This window comes from Bradyrhizobium genomosp. I (2014), assembly GCF_000261685.1.
In the GTDB taxonomy this organism is placed as follows: domain Bacteria; phylum Pseudomonadota; class Alphaproteobacteria; order Rhizobiales; family Xanthobacteraceae; genus Bradyrhizobium.
On the sequence record NZ_AJQE01000338.1, the window covers coordinates 1 to 17,676 of the forward strand.

The window sequence follows — 17,676 nt, forward strand, 5'->3', positions numbered from 1 at the left end:
TGCTCAGCCATTGGTTCGCTCACAGTTCAAATACTCCGCTCTGGATTGACCTTTTGGTAACTTTCATTGCTTGCGAAATCCTTACCTCGGGACCCGCTTACCGAAATTTTAGGAAGTTATCCGGGGCCGAATTGGGCCGGGAAGATGGAACCGGTGTGGCGGGCGTGAAACAATTTGTAACCGGGCCGAGATGAACGGCAGCGGAATGATGACACAACGCGCAACGATCTCACCGTCATCGCGAGCGCAGCGAAGCAATTCAGAATCTCTCCGCGGCGGCGATTGCTTCGTCGCAAGGGCTCCTCGCAATGACGGACTGGGCAGCGCCCTTCACATCACAGTCCGTCACATCACGACCGGTGCATCCGGCAGCTCGTTCGGATGCGATGCGGCCGGCGGGAAATGCCGCGCCAACTCGCGCGACACCGCTTCGATGCCGGCGATCACGCCGCGCTCGAACTGGCCTGAGGCGAACTCCGTCTCCATCGCGCGGCAGATGGTCTCCCATCCGGTCGCGCCGACCTTCGCGTCGATGCCGCGATCGGCGATGATCTCGACGTCGCGATCGGCGAGCAGCAGATAGATCAGGACGCCGTTGTTGTGCGCGGTGTCCCAGATGCGCAGGTGCGCGAACACGTCGAGCGCGCGCTCGCGCGCCGGCTGGTTGCGGAACAGCGGCGCGCCATCAAGCGCACCTTCGACGACGAAACGGACCTGCCCCGAATGGGTCGCCTCGCCGCGCTTGATCGCCTGCTCGATGCGATCGAGCACGGCTCGCGGAAAAATCTGCCTCGCCCGCCAATGATATTGCGCGAGATGCCTGGCAATGCGCTTGATGCTCATGACCGCTACCAGTTCCCCGAGGCGCCGCCGCCGCCAAAGCTGCCGCCACCGCCGCTGAAGCCGCCGCTGTCGCTGCTGCTCGACGATCCGCTACTCCAACCGCCTCCCGATGAGCCGCTCGACCACGGGCCGCCGCGCGAACGGCCCGTGCCCGGGGTGATCGCCGAAAACAGATCGGCGACAAATCCGATGATGAAGCCGAGCACGCCAACGGCCGCGGCGAGCGCCGCGGAGCCGAGGATAAACCAGGTCACCGCCGCGATGATGCCCCCGGTCACCAACGATCCGAGCAGCCGTCCCAGGATCGCGCGGAAGAACCCGCCGACGCCGATCGAGGCGAACAGCGCCACGGCAAACACCGGCACAAGGTCGTCCAGATTGTGGGCGAAGTTTGCGCTGCGCGAGGGTGAGGGCAGCGGCTCGCCATCGATCACCCGCATCATGCGGTCGACACCCGCGTCGATGCCCGCGGCGAAGTCGCCGCTCCTGAATTTGGGAGTGATATCCTCGTCGATGATGCGCCGCGAGGTCACGTCGGTCAGCGCGCCCTCGAGGCCATAGCCGACCTCGATGCGCAGGTGCCGGTCGTTCTTGGCGACGACGAGGATCGCGCCGTCGTCGATCTTCTTGCGGCCGATCTTCCAGGCCTCCGCGACGCGGATCGAGAATTGTTCAATCATCTCCGGCTGCGTGGTCGGGACGATCAGGACGGCGATCTGGCTGCCCTTGCGCGACTCGAAGTCACGCAGCTTTTGCGAGAGCGAGGCGATGTCGCTGCTGGAGAGCGTGCCGGTCTGATCGACGACGCGGCCGGTGAGTTCGGGGACGGCGACGTCGGCTGAGGCCGGGAGCGCGAAGGCGAGAAGCAGCGCGATGGCGAGGACAAGCGCAGTGAAGGCCGAACGAACTCGCCACAACCTCGATGTCATCTCCCGCCTGGTGCGCGCTGCGCACCGGGGCGGGCGATCCAGTATCCCAGAGGCCGCAGTGCTTGAACCGAGAAGCCGCGGCGTACTGGATTCCCCGCCTGCGCGGGGAATGACAGCGGTGGGTGGGGCGTCGAGCATTCGCAAAGCGGCGCGCGGTTACTTCGACGGTGCCGGTGCCGGGTTGAAATCCACTTTCGGCGCGGTCGAGATCTCCTTCTCGTTCTCGACCGAGAAGTTCGGCTTCTCCTTGTAGCCGAATGCCATCGCGGTGAGGTTGCTCGGGAAGGAGCGGATGGTGACGTTGTACTCCTGTACCGACTTGATGTAGCGGTTGCGCGCCACGGTGATACGGTTCTCGGTGCCCTCGAGCTGCGACATCAAATCCTTGAACAGCGCATCGGACTTGAGCTGCGGATAGTTCTCAGTGACGACCAGCAGCCGCGACAGCGCGCTGGAGAGTTCGCCCTGGGCGGCCTGGAATTTCTGGAACGCGGCGGGGTCGTTCAGCACCTCGGGCGTCGCCTGGATGCTGCCGACCTTGGCCCGGGCGTTGGTGACGCCGAGCAGGACGTCCTTTTCCTGCTGGGCAAAGCCCTTCACCGAGTTGACGAGGTTGGGCACGAGATCGGCGCGGCGCTGATACTGGTTCACGACCTCGGACCAGGCGGACTTGATCTGCTCGTCCTCGCTCTGGATCGCGTTGTAGCCACAATTGGTCAGGCTCAGCGAGGCCAGCGCCGCCAGCACGGTCAGGATCTTGCGCATCAAATTTCTCCCGGTGGAATCTACCGCAAACTACCAGATTGGGCACGCAAGGCACCAGCTTCCCAACGTCATTCCGGGGCGATGCGCAGCATCGAACCCGGAATCTCGAGATTCCGGGTTCGCTTCGCGCCCCGGAATGACGGCGACAAACAGTTGCGCACGGCAGCTCCAGCCGATTGACGCAAGCCTCTTGCCTGGCGCCAGCCGACATAGTCAACTCCGGCAAAACAAGAACGGAAACGCCGGAGGTAACGCATGTCCTCGTTCGCGACCATTCTCGTGGAGAGGCCGGAGCCGGCGATCAGCCGGATCGTGATGAACCGGCCCGACGCACGCAACGCGCAGAACCTGCAAATGACCTACGACCTCAACGCCGCCTTCGATGCGGCGGTGCAGGACGATGCGGTCAAGGTGATCATCCTCGCCGGCAATGGGCCGCACTTCTCGTCCGGCCATGACCTGCGCCCCGGAGGCAGGAATGCCGCAGGCGTCGATTTTCCACCGATCGGACATTGGGGCGGCTTTGCCGAAGCTGGCGCTCATGGCCGCTTCGCCCGCGAGCAGGAAATATATCTCCAGATCACGCGGCGCTGGCGCAACCTCGCCAAGCCCACCATTGCCGAGGTGCATGGCAAGTGCATCGCCGGCGGCCTGATGCTGGCCTGGGCCTGCGACCTCATCATCGCCAGCGACGATGCGCAGTTCTGCGATCCCGTCGTCACCATGGGCGTCTGCGGCGTCGAATGGTTCGTCCATCCCTGGGAACTCGGCCCGCGCAAGGCCAAGGAGCTCCTGTTCACCGCCGACAGCTGGAGCGCGCAGGAGGCGCACCAGCTCGGCATGGTCAACCAGGTCGTGCCGCGTGCGGAATTATCGTCGCGCGTGCTTGAGCTGGCGCGCCGGATCGCGGCAAAACCTTCCTTCGCGCTGAAGCTGACCAAGGAAGCAGTGAATCGTTCGGTCGACGTGATGGGCCAGCCGGCAGCGATCGACCAGGCTTTTGCGCTGCACCAGCTCTGCCACGCCCACAATCTCCAGGAGTTCGGCATGATCGTCGATCCCTCCGGACTGCATCCCTCCGTGCGCAAGCCGCCGGCGGCCGCGGAGTAGACACGATGGATCTCAATCTCAGTGACGAGCAGAAGCTGCTGCGCGAGAGCGCGGAGCGCTTCGTGGCGCAGAGCTACGATGCCGATCATCGCCGCAAGATGGCGAACGACCCGCTCGGCTTCAGTCCTGCGGTGTGGAAGCAGTTCGCCGAGCTCGGCTGGCTGGCGCTGCCGCTTCCCGAAGAGTTCGGCGGGCTCGGCGGCGGCGCGGTCGAGATCGGCATCCTGATGGAAACCTTCGGCCGCGGGCTGGTGTCGGAGCCCTATGTCGCAACCGTGGTGCTCGGCGCCGCGCTGATCGCCAGATGCGGCACCGCGGAGCAGAAGCAGGCGAGCCTGCCCAAAGTGGCGGATGGATCACTGAAGCTTGCCTTTGCGCATTCCGAGCGCGCGGCCCGGTTCGATCTTGCCAAGGTCACGACCAGCGCCAACAAGACGGCGCAAGGCTGGCGCCTCGCCGGCAGCAAGACCGCCGTGCTCGACGGACACGCCGCCGACCAGATCATCGTCTCCGCGCATATCCACGATCATCGGGGGCCGTCGGGTCGGATCGGTCTGTTCCTCGTGCAGGCGACGACGCCGGGCCTCGTCATCAGCGACTATCCGCGCCTTGGCGGCGGACGTGCCTGCAACATCGAGCTGTTCGACGTGCATCTGCCGGAAGACGCCCTGCTCGGCGACGGCCAGGACGCGCTGCCGGCGATCGAATGCACCATCGATCGCGCCATGGCCGCACTCGGTGCGGAGGCCGTCGGCATCATGCAGACGCTGCTGGAGACGACGCTGGAATACACCAAGATCCGAAAACAGTTCGGCCGGCCGCTCTCCGCCAACCAGGTGATCCGCCACCGCCTCGCCGACATGGCGATGCAGGTCGACGAGGCGCGCTCAATGGCGCTGCGCGCTGCGCTGAAGGCAGATAGCCCGCCGGTCGAGCGCGCGCGGGCCGCGTCCGGCGCGAAAGCAAAAATCGGCAAATGCGCCCGCTTCGTCGGCGAGCAATCGATCCAGCTCCACGGCGGCATGGGCGTCACCGAGGAGCTCGAGGTCGGCGCCTATTTCAAGCGCCTCGTCGCCTTCGACACGCTGTTCGGTGGCAGCGCGCACCATTACGCCCGCCACGCCGAGCTTGGCCGCAGGGCCTGACCCAAGGAGCGCAACATGGACCTGTCGTTCAATGCCGAGGAGCGTGCCTTTCAGGACGAGGTGCGCGGCTTCATCGCCAAGAATCTCACCGAGGAGATGAAGCGCGCAACCGCGCTGACGCCCTCCGTATTTTCCGACCCTGACATCGGCATGGCCTGGCAGCGTGCGCTGCACCGCCAGGGCTGGGGCGCACCTGGCTGGCCGGTCGAACATGGCGGGCCGGACTGGACACCGGCGCAGCGCTGGATCTTCGAGACCGAATGCGCGCGCGCCGGCGTGCCCAGCGTCAACGTGATGGGCGTGAAGATGGTGGGGCCGGTCATCATCGGCTTCGGCTCGCCGGAGCAAAAGAACTTCTACCTGCCGCGGATACTCTCCGGCGAGGATTATTGGTGCCAGGGCTATTCCGAGCCGGGCTCCGGCTCCGATCTGTCCTCGCTGAAGACGCGCGCGGTGCGCGACGGCGACGACTACATCATCAACGGCACCAAGATCTGGACCACGCACGCCCACCACGCCAACCGCATGTTCGCGCTGGTGCGCACCAGCGACGGCAAGCGCCAGCAGGACGGCATCAGCTTCATCCTGATCGACATGAAGACGCCGGGCATCACCACGCGGCCGATCCTCACCATCGGCGGCGACCACGAGGTCAACCAGGTGTTCTTCGACGACGTGCGCGTGCCCGTCGCCAACCGCGTCGGCGACGAAGGCAAGGGCTGGACCTACGGCAAATATCTGCTCGAATTCGAGCGTGGCTCCGGGATTGCCTCGGCGAAGCTGCGCGAGGGATTGAAGGCGATCGCGGACCTTGCCGAGTCGGATCTCACGGGACGCGCCATCGACAGCCCCGATATCGCCACGCGCATCTCGGAGGTCGAGGTCGACATCGACGCGCTGGAGATGACCGAGCTGCGCGTGCTCTCCGCGCTGCAAACCGGCCAAAATCCCGGCGCGGTGTCCTCGATCCTGAAGCTGCGCAACAGCGAGATCCGCCAGGCCGTGACGCGGCTGGGCGCCGACGTGATCGGCCACGACGCCCTTGCCGTCGAGCCGATGCGCCCGCTCTACAAGCTCAACCACGAGCCGGCGACGCCCGAGGAGATGCTGACTGTGATGCCGGAATATCTCAACGGCCGTGCCTACACGATCTTCGGCGGCACATCGGAGATCCAGCGCGACATCATCGCGAAGATGATGCTGGGGATTTGAGGGGCAAGCTGGAGCCACACAATCCGCTGTCGTCCCGGACAAGCGTAAGCGCAGATCCGGGACCCATAGCCACAGGAAGAGGTGGTTACGGGGACCCGGAGTTACCAGCTTCGCACGACAACCACTCCCTGTGGCTATGGGTCCCGGGCTCGCGCTTTGCGCGCCTCGGGACGACGAGCTGAGTTTGGGGCGATAGCCCGCACAACAATGACCTGCAGCTACCCCGCCGCCTTCGCGTCCCTTATCGCTTGCCAGATCTTCTGCGGCGTCAGCGGCGTATTCAGCTGGGTGATGCCGAGTTCGGCGAGCGCGTCCATCACGCCGTTGGTGACGCAGGGAGGGCCGCCGATGGCGCCGGATTCGCCGCAGCCCTTGGCGCCGAGCGGATTGGTGCGGCAGGGCGCGGAATCATCCAGCGTCACCGCGATCGGCGGAACGTCGTCGGCGCGCGGGATGCAGTAGTCCTGATAGCTTGCGGTCAGCAGCTGGCCGTCTGCATCGTAGGACACGCCCTCATACAGCGCCTGGCCGATGCCCTGCGCCACGCCGCCATGGATCTGGCCGGTGACCAGCATCGGGTTGACGGCGACCCCGACGTCGTCGACCGTGGTGTAGCGCACGACCTTGGAGACGCCGGTCTCCGGATCGATCTCGACCTCGCAGATATGCGTGCCGTTCGGCCAGCTCGGGCCGTCGACTTCGCCTTCGGAATCGACGCTGAGCTTGGCACCGCTCTCCTTCTCGGCGAGATCGAACAGGCTGATGCGGCGGTCGGTGCCGACCACGGTGAGCATGCCGCCCTGATACTCGATGTCCTCGACCGAGGTCTCCAGCACGTTCGCTGCCTTCTCGCGCGCCTTCTGGATCAGGTCGTTCGACGACACGGCCACGGCAGTGCCGCCGACGAACAGCGAGCGCGAGCCGACGCTGCCGAAGCCCATGGCGAGATCGGTGTCGCCCTGCACGACGTCGATCTTGTCCATGGGAATGCCGAGCGTGTCGGAGATCATCTGGGTGTAGGTGGTCTGCAGCCCCTGCCCCATCGCCATGGTGCCGGAATGCAGGACGACGCGCCCCTGCGAGGTCGCGTGCAGGCTGACTTTCTCGGTATGCGCGCGACCGCCGGTCCATTCGATGTAGGAGGTGATCCCGCGGCCGTAGAGCAGGCCTTTCTTCTTGGCCGCCTTCTTGCGCGCGACAAAGCCGTCCCAGTCGGCGAGCTTCACGGCCCGGTCGAGCATGTGCGCGAAGGCACCGGAATCGTAAACCTGGCCCGCCGCATTGGTGTAGGGCAGCTGCGCCGGCTTGATGTAGTTGGCCTTGCGGATCGCGCGCGGATCCATGCCGATTTTTCGCGCAGCCGCGTCGAACAGACGTTCCACGATGAAAACCGCCTCGGGGCGGCCCGCACCGCGATAGGCGCCGACCGGCGCGGTATGGGTCATCACCGACTTCACTTCGAAATGCACCAGCGGCAGATCGTAGACGCCGGTCTGCACGAAGGGCCCGAGCACCAGCGGGATGATGTTCGCCGCACCCGAGGAGTACGCGCCGGTGCAGCCGATCGACTTGACGCGATAGGCCAGCACCTTGCCCTTCTCGTCCAGTGCGAAGGACGCCGTCGAGGTGAGATCGCGGCCATGGGTGCCGCCGACGAATTCGTCGGTGCGGTCGCCGCGCCAGCGAATCTTCTTGTTCAGCTTGGTCGCGGCGTAGGCGACGATGCCGTCCTCGGGATAGAGGTTGGTCTTCTGGCCAAACCCGCCGCCGATGTCGCCGACCAGCACGCGGACGCTGTCCTTGGGGCGCTTGAGCACGGCCTCCGCCAGCACGTCGCGGGTCGAGGCCGGGGTCTGCGACTGCACGTGCAGCAGGAGGCGGCCGGACTTCTTGTCGATCTCGGCAATGGTCGAGCGCGGCTCCATCGCGGAAGGAACGAGGCGCTGGCTGACGAGATCGAGTTCGACGGTGTGCGCGGCCCTGGCAAATGCCTCGTCCACCCTGGCGGCGTCGCCATAGCTCATGGCGCCGACGATGTTGTCGGGCGCCTCCGGCCACACCACGGGCGCGCCGGGCTTCACCGCCTCGATGGGATCGACCACCGCAGGCTGCACGTCATATTCGACCACGATCGCCTCGGCCGCGCTCTGCGCTTCCACGCGCGATGAGGCCACCACCGCGGCCACGGCCTCGCCGGCATAGCGCACGACCTCATGGGCGAGCAGCCGGCGCGGCGGCACCGTCATCGGCTTGCCGTCGGGGCGCTTGAAGATGCTCAAGGTCGGGATGCTGCCGATGTCGTCCTTGACGAGATCGGCGCCGGTGTAAATCGCGGCGACGCCGGGCATCGCGGCCGCGGCGCCGGTGTCGATCGAGGCGATCTTCGCGTGGGCATGCGGCGAGCGCAGCACGTGCAACCACAACGCGCCCTCTTCCGGCTTGTCGTCGATGAACTGTCCCTTCCCGGTGAGCAGCCGCTGGTCTTCCAAACGCTTGACGGGTTGCCCCGCTCCGAAACGCAAATTGCCGGGAAGAATGTTCATTCCGTGGGGTCCTCTAAGCCTCAAGGTGCGGCCGCCTTTTAGCGGATCGAGGCATGCGAGGCCAGCCGCGGTTTTGGGCGGAAAACCCACGGATTCGTCATGCCCGGGCTTGTACCGGGCATCCACGTTCTTTCTTCTGCGCCTAAGACGTGGATGGCCGGGTCAAGCCCGGTCATGACGACTGCGGAGACAGCTCAGGCCAGCCCCCGCAACGCCGCTTCCACGACCTTGCGCGCATCGGTCGTCAGCGCGGCCTGCGGTGGGACGGGTTCGCCGACATCGTAGCCCTGGATCGAAAGCCCGGCCTTGATGCAGGCGGCGAGGTTGAAGCGGGCGAAGGCTTCGTTGATGCGCCACAGCCGGCGCTGCAGCGCCATGGCCTCGTCCCAGCGGCCGGCCTTGCAGAGGTCGTAGAGCATCACGCTCTGGCGCGGGATGATGCAGGCCGGTCCCGCCATCCAGCCGCGGCCGCCGACCAGCATCACCGCGGCGGGAATATGGGCAGAGGCCGAGAACACGCGCAAGGAATCGCCGCAGCGGTTCATGATCGAGAGCAGCCGGCCGGTATTGGTCGAGGCATCCTTGATGTAGCCGATGCGCTGATGTTCGGCGAGGCGCGCAATGACGTCGAGGGTGAGATCGGAACGCTGAAATTGCGGATTGGTGTAGATGACGACGGGAATGTCCACGGCATCGGCAATGGCGCGGAAGTAAGATTCGACCTGGGCATCGGCGAGCGGGAAATAGGCTTCCAGGATCGCGAGGATCCCGTCGGCCCCGAGCTTCTGGTAGGCCTTTGCCTGCGCCACCGCATCCGCCGTGGAGGTGGAGGCGACGCCTGCGATGACCGGCACGCGGCCCCGCGCGGCCTCGATCGTGGTCTGCACGACCGCCGTGCGTTGCCCGGCGTTGAGATAGGCGAATTCGCCGGTCGAGCCCAGCGGCGTCAGGCCATGCACGCCGGCGCCGATCAGATCGTCGCAGAGCTTTGCGAGCACGCTGGTCCGCACCGTGCCGTCGGCATCGACGGGCGAGACGAGATAGGGAAAGACACCGTGGAATTCGGACATGTCAGCTGCATTCGGGACATCAGGCCGCCGCGGCGCCCTCAATCGCTGCTAACACGGGTAAGAATCGCCAGCAAGCCTGCGCATTGACCGCTTCTTAACGACGTTGCGCGCCAACCGTCATCGCGCCCCCCTTCCCCTACCCCTTGTTAGGAAGAAGCGGAGATTGTGCCGGCCATGACTCTCACAATGTTGTCCAGGTTCCTGCATCCCGATCCGCGCATCCGGCGCGAGCTCGTGGATCTCCTGTACACGTCGCTGCCGCAGGTGTCCGCCATTGGCGTCACGTCGGTGACGGGCGCTGCCGCGCTGACGCTCATGAGCGGCGATATCGGCTATGCCTTGATCTCGGTCTTCATCTTCATCACGGCCGCGGCCCGCATCGCCTCCCTGTTCCGCTACAAGTCGCGCGGTACGCAGCTCTCCGATGCCGACGTGATCGGCTGGGAACGGCTTTACGGCGCCGGCGCGTCCGCCTTCGGCCTTGCACTGGGCATGTTGTCCTTTCGCGCGCTCCAGCTCGACGACGGACCCGGCGCCTGGATCGCGTTCGGGCTTTCGATGTCCTTCTGCGTTGGCATGGTCTCGCGCGCGGCGATCCGCCCCTGGATCATCCTGACCACCGCCGCGGTCCTTTTGACGCCGACCATCCTGGCCGGCCTGCTCCGCCCCGAGCTCGCCTACAAGCTCGGCGCAGTCATGCTGGTGTTCTTCTGGCTCACATTGCGCGAGGCGTCCAAACATCTCAGCGCCGCCTTCGTCGAGCGGCTCGAAGCAAAGCACCGGCTGGCGCGCCAGGCGACTCACGATTTCCTGACGGGATTGCCGAACCGCGCCGCGTTCTTCCAGGCGCTGGCGGAGACCCGCGGAAGCTTCGCCATCATCGCCATCGATCTCGACGGCTTCAAGCCGGTCAACGATCGCCACGGCCATCACGTCGGCGACGATCTGTTGCGCCAAGTCGCAGAGCGGCTGTCGGTCTGCATCGGCAATCCAGGTATCGCGGCACGCTTCGGCGGCGACGAGTTCATGATCCTCAAACCGGTTGCCTCAGGCGATGCCGGCCGTGAGCAGGCGCTCGCGCTGGCGCGCCAGGCCATTCGCGATCTCTCGATGCCGTTTCTGCTCACGGACATTCCGGTCCGCATCGGCGCAAGCGCCGGCGTTCTGATCAGCGCCGATGCAGCCACCGGTGCCCCAACGTCACAGCTCATGGAGCGGGTCGACCGTGCGCTCTATACAGCGAAACGTGCCGGAGGCGGCGGTTGTGCCTTGTCGGATGAGGGCGCAGGGCTGGAACGCGCAGCAGGCTGAAGCTCCTGTTCGATTTACGCCTCGAGCAGCCGCACCGGAGGGTCCCATGGATCGACCCCATGGATCGCCCCCATGGATCACCCCCCAGGGCCATCCGCCTGCGCGCCGGCCTTGCCAGCTGCTGTCCCTGCGCCGATAGCGGTGTCGGCTCGGTCCTGGCCACCCGGCCAGTTTCGCAAACGCCTGTGACGTCCCAGATTGAGGACAGCTACAGGAGCCTGCCATGACCGCCCCTACTCCCCTGTCTTCCCTGTCGTCCGCGCTCGCCGACATGGTGGCGCGCACGGCGCCGTCCGTCGTCTCCGTGCATTCGCACCGCTCCCGCGGCACCGGCTTCGTCTGGAAGGCGGGCCTGATCGTTACCGCCGATGAGGCGCTGGCCGACGAGGGCGCGGTCGAGATCGGCCTTGCCGACGGCAGCCGGGTGGCCGCCACGATCGTCGGCCGCGACCATACGACCGACATCGCGCTGCTGCGCGCCGAGGCCGGCGCAGCGCCGGTCAGGCTCGACGCGACGGTCCCGCCGCTCGGCGCCTTGTCGGTGGTGGTCGCCACCAATCGCGAGACGCCGAGCGCGGCGCTGGGGATGGTGTCGGCGTCCGGCAACAGCTGGCGTTCCTTGCGCGGCGGCGACATCGATGCGCGGATCGAGCTCGACGTCCGCCTGCGCGGTAGCCAGCAGGGCGGCCTTGCGCTCGATGCATCGGGTGCGGCCTTCGGCATGGCCGTGCTCGGCCCGCGGCGCGTGCTGGTGATCCCGGCGGCGACGATCGAACGCGTCGCGGCACAGTTGGAGGCGCGCGGGCGCATCGTGCGGGGATATCTCGGCCTCGGGCTTCAACCGGTCCGGCTCGACGACGGCATCGGCGCGATGGTGATGAATGTCGACAAGGCCGGTCCCTCGGCCGCGGCCGGCATCCGTCAGGGCGACGTGATCGTGGCGGTCAACGACCAGAAGCTGTCCGGCGTGCGTGCGCTGTCGCGGACACTGGGACCATCGAGCGTCGGCGCGGTGCTCGATGTCGCGGTGCGCCGCGGCGGCGAGCCGGCCAGCTTCAAGGTCACCGTTGCCGAGAGGCCTGAGGCGTGAGCGAGCACAAGACGGCCGAGATCGTGCTCGCACTGGAGATCGACGACCCCGCCCTCGCCGATCGTCTTGCGGCGCTGCTCGGCAGTGTCGCCGGGCTTCGCCTCGCCGCGCCCGGCGAGCAGGCCGCCGCAGCGATCGTCGCGCGCGATCCGCGCCGCATGCCCGACGACATCACGCTGACACAGCGCGAGCTCGACGTGCTGGCGCTGATGGCCGAGGGTGCCTCGAACAAGATGATCGCGCGTCGGCTCGGCATCTCCGTGCACACCGTAAAATTCCACGTCGGCTCGCTGCTCGACAAGCTCGACGCCACCGGCCGCACCGATGCGGTCGCGCACGCCGCGCGCCGCGGCGTGATCGAGCTTTGACGGGCCTCACGGCGCCGACGTCGCCGGGAATCTGAGCTCGACCTTCAGGCCCGGCGCATTGTCATGCAGGGCAATCTCGGCGCCATGAAGCCGCGCGACCGCGGCGACGAGGCTGAGGCCGAGACCATTGCCCGGCGTGTAGCGGCTTTGTTCGAGCCGGTAGAAGCGCTTGAATACGTGATCGCGCTGCTCATTGGGAATGCCCGGACCGTCGTCGGCAATCGTGATCACCGCGCCGCCATCGGCCCCGCGGCAGGTCACGGTCACCTGTCCGCCCTTGCAGCCGTGCTTGATCGCGTTATCGACGAGATTGGCGACGGCGTCGAACAGCAGGTCGCGGTCGCCGGTGATCGCAACCCCGCGTTCTCCGGCAAGGCTGAGCCTTGTGGCAACCTGCTCGGCGGCGGCATCGTAGAGCTCGACGACCTCGCCGGCGATCTCGGCGAGATCGAGCGCGCGGAAGGCGCCGGTGCGGGCGCGGCTCTCGATCTCCGAGATCCGGGTGATGGAGGCGAACATGCCGAGCACGGCATCGAGATCGGCGATGGTGTCCCCGATCAGCGCGGTGTCCGTCTCGCTGTTGCGCTCATGGTGATAGGCCTTCTCCAGCCGGCCGCGCATGCGCGTCAGCGGCGTCCGCAGATCGTGAGCGACGTTGTCGCTGACCTGCTTGACCTCGCCCATCAGCGTCTCGATGCGGTCGAGCATCTGGTTGAGGTTTTCGGCGACGCGATCCCACTCGTCGTTGCTGCCGCGCAAGGGGATACGCTGGTCGAGGCCGGAGAGCATGATGGCGCGGCTGGTGGCGTTGATCTGTTCGATCCGTCCGACCGTGCGCCGCGTCACCAGCACGGCCGCGAGCCCGGCGAGCACAAGCAGCAGCATGGCGACCGCGACCATCGCGAGCTCGATCATGCCGGTGAAGCCGTCATGATCGATGGCCGTGCCGAGCCGGCGCTCCACATAGGCGAGCGTCCCGAAATAGACATAGGCCATGATCGCCGCCACGATCAGCCCGAATGCCGCGATCGCGATCAGCGCCAGGCGGAAGGTCGAGGAGCGAAGGGTCTTAGCCAGGAGCACGGAGGCAATATCCGATGCCGCGGATGGTGTGGATCAGCGGATAGTCCTGGGCATCGTCGACCTTGCGGCGGACCCGCCCGACATAGACGTCGATGATGTTGGTCGAGGGATCGAAATGCAGGTCCCAGACATGCTGGAGCAGCATCGCGCGGGAGACGACGCGGCCCTCGTTGCGAACGAGGTATTCGAGCAGCTGGAATTCGCGCGGCAGCAGCGGTATCTTGCGGCCGCGGCGGGAGGCGCTGCGCGCGATCAGATCGATGGCGAGATCGCCGACGCGCAGCAGCGTCTCCTTGGCGATGGTCTCGCTGCGGCGGCCGAGCGCTTCGAGGCGCGCCAGCAATTCGGTGAAGGAGAACGGCTTGACGAGGTAGTCGTCGCCGCCGGCCCGCAGGCCGCGCACGCGGTCGTCGACTTCGCCGAGCGCGGAGATGATCAGGAACGGCGCGGCGATGCCCTCGTCGCGCAACTGGCGCATCACGCTGATGCCGTCGATATCCGGCAGCATCCGGTCGATGGTGATCACGGCATAGTCGCGCGCGGCGCCATGGCTCAGGGCTTCGCGGCCATTGGTTGCGAGGTCGACGTCGTAGCCCGAAACCGTCAGCTCCTCGACGAACTGGCCTGCGGTTTCCGGATCGTCCTCGACGACCAGGATGCGACGGTGACCTCCCGTCATGACAAACTCCGCGCGACGATCGCCACCAGACTATCCCGTTCCGGGGCTGAGCGGAACCGCCCGGCGGCGATCGCGACAATGGTGCGGTACGGCGATGCGACTACCAGTAGTCTCCGCACACATTGACCCATTGCCACCCGTAGGGCGTCCAACTCCTGCGCCAGCAGCCATCGGCGTATCCGGCGTAGAAATAAGGCGAGCCGAAGACGGCGAAACGACGGAAATGGTGATGACGGAAGCCGTGGCGGCCGTGCCAGCCCGCGCCGGCGAAGCGAGGGCCGATCGCCGCGTGGGCGAAGCGCCCGTCGCCAAAGGCAGGCCTGCCGAAATGAGCGAAGCGTGCGCCGCCCATGCCGCCAGCCCGCATGCCGCCGAAGCCGCCGGCATGAATGCCGCCACCGAAATGTCCGCCACCGCCGAAATGGCCACCTCCGCCGAAATGGCCGCCACCACCGAAATGGCCGCCACCGCCAAAGCCGCCATGGCCTCCACCGCCGCCACGCGCGAGCGCCGGTGAAGCGACCGCCATCGTTGCTGCGATCAAGGTCGCCGTGAGGCCCTTAAGAAGCCTGTTGTTCATCGAAACGTCCTCCTTGCAGCGCGGCAGTCTCCATGCCGCGCGAGGAGGATCAGATGAGGAGAATGGGCCGTCTGCTTCAACTTACAAATGCGCCAGATTCTGACGCGGGTGTCAGGGAGAGGGAGCCCAACTCTCTCCCCGTCATTGCGAGGAACCGTTGCGACGAAGCAATCCAGAATCCCTCCACGGAGAAGATTCTGGATTGCTTCGCTACGCTCGCAACGACGACGTGGATAGAAGCATCCGACCTCTCCCCGCAGAAGGGCGGGGAGAGGTGAAGATTCAAGCGCGCTTGCCGCCATTCTTCTCCGCCGCCCGGCGCAGCGCTTCGGCGAGAGCGCCACCGCCCGAAGACTCCTGCTTGCGCGGAGCCGACGAGGTCATGCGGGCGGGATTGCGTGAGCCGTTGTCGCGCTGCATGCCGGGTGCGTCCTTCTTAGGCCCGACCTCGTCGTCAAGCCGCAGCGTCAGCGAGATGCGCTTGCGGGCGACCTCGAAGTCCAGCACCTTCACCTTGACGATGTCGCCGGGCTTCACCACCTCGCGCGGATCCTTGATGTAAGTCTTGGACATCGCCGAAATGTGCACGAGGCCGTCCTGGTGCACGCCGATGTCGACGAAGGCGCCGAAAGCGGCGACGTTGGTCACGGTGCCCTCGAGAATCATGCCCTTCTTGAGGTCCTTGATCTCCTCGACGCCTTCCTTGAACACCGCGGCCTTGAACGCCGGGCGCGGGTCGCGGCCGGGCTTTTCCAATTCGCGCAGGATGTCGGTGACGGTCGGCAGACCGAAGGTTTCGTCGACGAAATCCTTCGGCTTGAGGGTGCGCACGACGTCGCTGCTGCCGATCAGCGCCTTGATGTCGCTCTTGGTCGCCGCGAGAATCCGGCGCACCACCGGATAGGCTTCCGGATGCACGCCGGAGGCGTCGAGCGGGTCCTCGCCGCCGAGGATGCGCAAGAAGCCCGCGCACTGCTCGAACGCCTTGGGCCCGAGCCGCGGCACGTCCTTCAGCGCCTTGCGCGACTTGAACGGACCGTTGGCGTCGCGGTGCGCGACGATGCTCTGCGCAAGACCCGCACCGACGCCCGACACGCGCGCAAGCAGCGGCGCGGAGGCGGTGTTGACGTCGACGCCGACGGCGTTCACGCAATCTTCGACCACCGCATCGAGCGATTTTGCGAGCTTGGCCTGGCCGAGGTCGTGCTGATACTGGCCGACGCCGATCGCCTTCGGCTCGATCTTGACGAGCTCGGCCAGCGGGTCCTGGAGCCGGCGCGCGATCGAGACCGCGCCGCGCAGGGTGACGTCGAGGCCCGGCAACTCCTCCGAGGCGAAAGCCGAGGCCGAATAGACCGAGGCACCGGCTTCCGAGACCACGATCTTGGTCATCTTCAATTCAGGCAGGCCCTTGACGAGGTCGGCGGCGAGCTTGTCGGTCTCGCGCGAGGCGGTGCCGTTGCCGATCGCGATCAGCTCGACGCGATGCTTCAGCGCGAGCCGGCCGAGCGTCGCCAGCGACTCGTTCCACTGCCGCTGCGGCTCGTGCGGATAGATCGCGGTGGTGTCGACCACCTTGCCGGTGGCGTCGATGACCGCAACCTTGACGCCGGTGCGGTAGCCGGGATCGAGACCCATGGTGACGCGGGTGCCGGCGGGCGCAGCCAGCAGGAGATCGCGCAGGTTGGAGGCGAACACGCGCACCGCCTCGGTCTCCGCCGCATTCCACAGCCGCATGCGCAGGTCGATGTTCAGATGCACCTGGATCTTGGTGCGCCAGGCCCAGCGCACGGTGTCGATCAGCCAACGGTCGCCGGCACGCTTGAGGTCGGCGATGCCGAACCGCTTCATGATCTTCAACTCATAAGGGCTCGGCACGCCCGGCGGCGGCGCTTCAGTCTCGGCCTGGATCTGGAGATCGAGGATCTCCTCCTTTTCGCCGCGGAACATCGCGAGAATGCGATGCGAGGGCAGCTTGGTCAGCGGCTCGGAGAAGTCGAAATAGTCGGCGAACTTCTCGCCCTCGGTCTTCTTGCCGTCGCGCACCTTGGAAGCCATGCGCGCGTTGGTCCACATCTCCTCGCGCAGGGCGCCGATGAGGTCGGCGTCCTCGTCGAAACGCTCGACCAGAATGGCGCGGGCGCCGTCCAGCGCGGCGGCGGCATCCGCAACGCCCTTCTCGGCGTTGACGAAGCTCTCCGCCACGACCTTCGGATCGTTGCCGGATTCCGCCAGCAACTGATTGGCGAGCGGCTCGAGGCCGGCTTCCTTGGCGATCTCCGCCTTGGTGCGGCGCTTCGGCTTGAACGGCAGATAGATGTCTTCGAGGCGTGCCTTGCTGTCGGCGGCCATGATCGTGGCTTCGAGGGCTGCATCGAGCTTGCCCTGCTCGCGGACCGATTCGAGGATGGCCTTGCGGCGGTCCTCGAGCTCGCGCAGGTAAACCAGGCGCTCCTCCAGGGTGCGCAATTGCGCGTCGTCGAGCGCACCGGTCGCTTCCTTGCGGTAGCGGGCGATGAAGGGAACCGTGGCGCCGCCGTCGAGCAGCGTCACCGCCGCCTCGACCTGCTCGGCGCGAACCCCAAGCTCCTGCGCAATTTTGTGGTTGATATTTGCCACGCGAGATTCCCTCTATCAAAGCACGCGACGCAGGGGCGAACCACCGGCCGCGGGACGCCGCTTATGGACCAATCGAGGTTGATTCATCAAGGTGGGGCGCGCAACCGTCGACAGAGGATTTTTTGCCGGATCGATGCGATCTCGCCACATTCGAGGGGGTACCGACGCAATCCAGAATCCCTCCGCGGAAAGATTCTGGATTGCTTCGCTTCGCTCGCAATGACGGAGCAAGGGGCATTGGCGTCGTCCTTCCAACTGACATTTCAACCCGCAGGCACAGCTTTTCCTTCCCGCGGCGCCTTGCGCCCGAGTCTTGCGCTTCGTCTTGC

15 protein-coding genes are annotated in these 17,676 nt (G+C 66.3%); 6 read left to right on the forward strand and 9 right to left on the reverse strand.

Translation table 11 applies throughout. The features are described 5' to 3' along the window. Positions 1-345 precede the first annotated feature (345 nt). The 3 genes from IC50_RS30125 to IC50_RS30135 all read right to left on the reverse strand — a co-directional run bounded on the left by IC50_RS30125 (position 346) and on the right by IC50_RS30135 (position 2,537). Positions 346-843 (reverse strand): TPM domain-containing protein, encoded by a 498-nt coding sequence (locus tag IC50_RS30125; RefSeq protein ID WP_035713488.1) that lies wholly within the window; start codon positions 841-843, stop codon positions 346-348. A gap of 5 nt (positions 844-848) precedes the next feature. Next, positions 849-1,772: a TPM domain-containing protein gene (locus IC50_RS30130; RefSeq protein WP_035713491.1), complete on the reverse strand. Its 924-nt coding sequence runs from the start codon at positions 1,770-1,772 to the stop codon at positions 849-851. Positions 1,773-1,928: 156 nt separating this feature from the next. Further along, entirely contained in the window at positions 1,929-2,537 is a 609-nt protein-coding gene (locus tag IC50_RS30135) for a LemA family protein (RefSeq protein WP_035713494.1), read from the reverse strand. A 255-nt stretch (positions 2,538-2,792) separates the two neighbouring features. Between IC50_RS30135 and IC50_RS30140 the strand changes: the two genes are divergently transcribed. From IC50_RS30140 to IC50_RS30150, 3 genes are read left to right on the forward strand one after another with little or no spacing between them, the layout of a single operon-like run. Next, a complete protein-coding gene (locus tag IC50_RS30140; protein WP_035713497.1) occupies positions 2,793-3,647 on the forward strand; it encodes an enoyl-CoA hydratase in 855 nt (284 codons plus the stop codon). A gap of 5 nt (positions 3,648-3,652) precedes the next feature. After that, positions 3,653-4,792 (forward strand): acyl-CoA dehydrogenase family protein, encoded by a 1,140-nt coding sequence (locus IC50_RS30145; RefSeq protein WP_035713500.1) that lies wholly within the window; start codon positions 3,653-3,655, stop codon positions 4,790-4,792. A 15-nt stretch (positions 4,793-4,807) separates the two neighbouring features. Beyond that, positions 4,808-6,004 (forward strand): acyl-CoA dehydrogenase family protein, encoded by a 1,197-nt coding sequence (locus tag IC50_RS30150; RefSeq protein WP_035713503.1) that lies wholly within the window; start codon positions 4,808-4,810, stop codon positions 6,002-6,004. A gap of 218 nt (positions 6,005-6,222) precedes the next feature. Here IC50_RS30150 and IC50_RS30155 read toward each other — a convergent pair whose 3' ends face one another. Then, the gene (locus tag IC50_RS30155) at positions 6,223-8,547 is read right to left on the reverse strand and encodes a xanthine dehydrogenase family protein molybdopterin-binding subunit (RefSeq protein WP_035713506.1); all 2,325 of its coding nucleotides are present in this window, start codon (positions 8,545-8,547) and stop codon (positions 6,223-6,225) included. Between the two features lie 194 nt (positions 8,548-8,741). Further along, positions 8,742-9,617 carry a dihydrodipicolinate synthase family protein gene (locus tag IC50_RS30160; RefSeq protein ID WP_035713509.1) on the reverse strand — a complete coding sequence of 292 codons (876 nt, stop codon included), beginning with the start codon at positions 9,615-9,617 and terminating at the stop codon, positions 8,742-8,744. Between the two features lie 174 nt (positions 9,618-9,791). On the opposite strand from IC50_RS30160, the gene IC50_RS30165 reads away from it, so the two are divergent. The 3 genes from IC50_RS30165 (at position 9,792) to IC50_RS30175 (ending at position 12,386) form a co-directional block, all read left to right on the forward strand. Beyond that, positions 9,792-10,928, forward strand: coding sequence for a GGDEF domain-containing protein (locus tag IC50_RS30165; protein WP_035713512.1), 1,137 nt, complete (start codon positions 9,792-9,794; stop codon positions 10,926-10,928). Between the two features lie 223 nt (positions 10,929-11,151). Next, positions 11,152-12,018 (forward strand): S1C family serine protease, encoded by an 867-nt coding sequence (locus IC50_RS30170; protein ID WP_035713515.1) that lies wholly within the window; start codon positions 11,152-11,154, stop codon positions 12,016-12,018. Continuing rightward, on the forward strand, positions 12,015-12,386 hold the full coding sequence (locus tag IC50_RS30175) for a response regulator transcription factor (protein WP_035713518.1): 372 nt from the start codon (positions 12,015-12,017) through the stop codon (positions 12,384-12,386). Before IC50_RS30170 ends, IC50_RS30175 begins: the two co-directional genes overlap by 4 nt. A gap of 6 nt (positions 12,387-12,392) precedes the next feature. Here IC50_RS30175 and IC50_RS30180 read toward each other — a convergent pair whose 3' ends face one another. From IC50_RS30180 to IC50_RS30200, 4 genes are all read right to left on the reverse strand, one after another. Beyond that, on the reverse strand, positions 12,393-13,469 hold the full coding sequence (locus tag IC50_RS30180) for a sensor histidine kinase (RefSeq protein WP_035713521.1): 1,077 nt from the start codon (positions 13,467-13,469) through the stop codon (positions 12,393-12,395). Beyond that, complete coding sequence (locus IC50_RS30185) at positions 13,456-14,148, reverse strand: response regulator transcription factor (protein WP_035713525.1); 693 nt, start codon at positions 14,146-14,148, stop codon at positions 13,456-13,458. Before IC50_RS30185 ends, IC50_RS30180 begins: the two co-directional genes overlap by 14 nt. Before the next feature lie 100 nt (positions 14,149-14,248). Beyond that, positions 14,249-14,728 (reverse strand): hypothetical protein, encoded by a 480-nt coding sequence (locus IC50_RS30190; protein ID WP_035713529.1) that lies wholly within the window; start codon positions 14,726-14,728, stop codon positions 14,249-14,251. Positions 14,729-15,010: 282 nt separating this feature from the next. Then, positions 15,011-17,347, reverse strand: a complete 2,337-nt coding sequence (locus IC50_RS30200; RefSeq protein ID WP_035713534.1) for a Tex family protein — start codon at positions 17,345-17,347, stop codon at positions 15,011-15,013. Positions 17,348-17,676 lie beyond the last annotated feature (329 nt).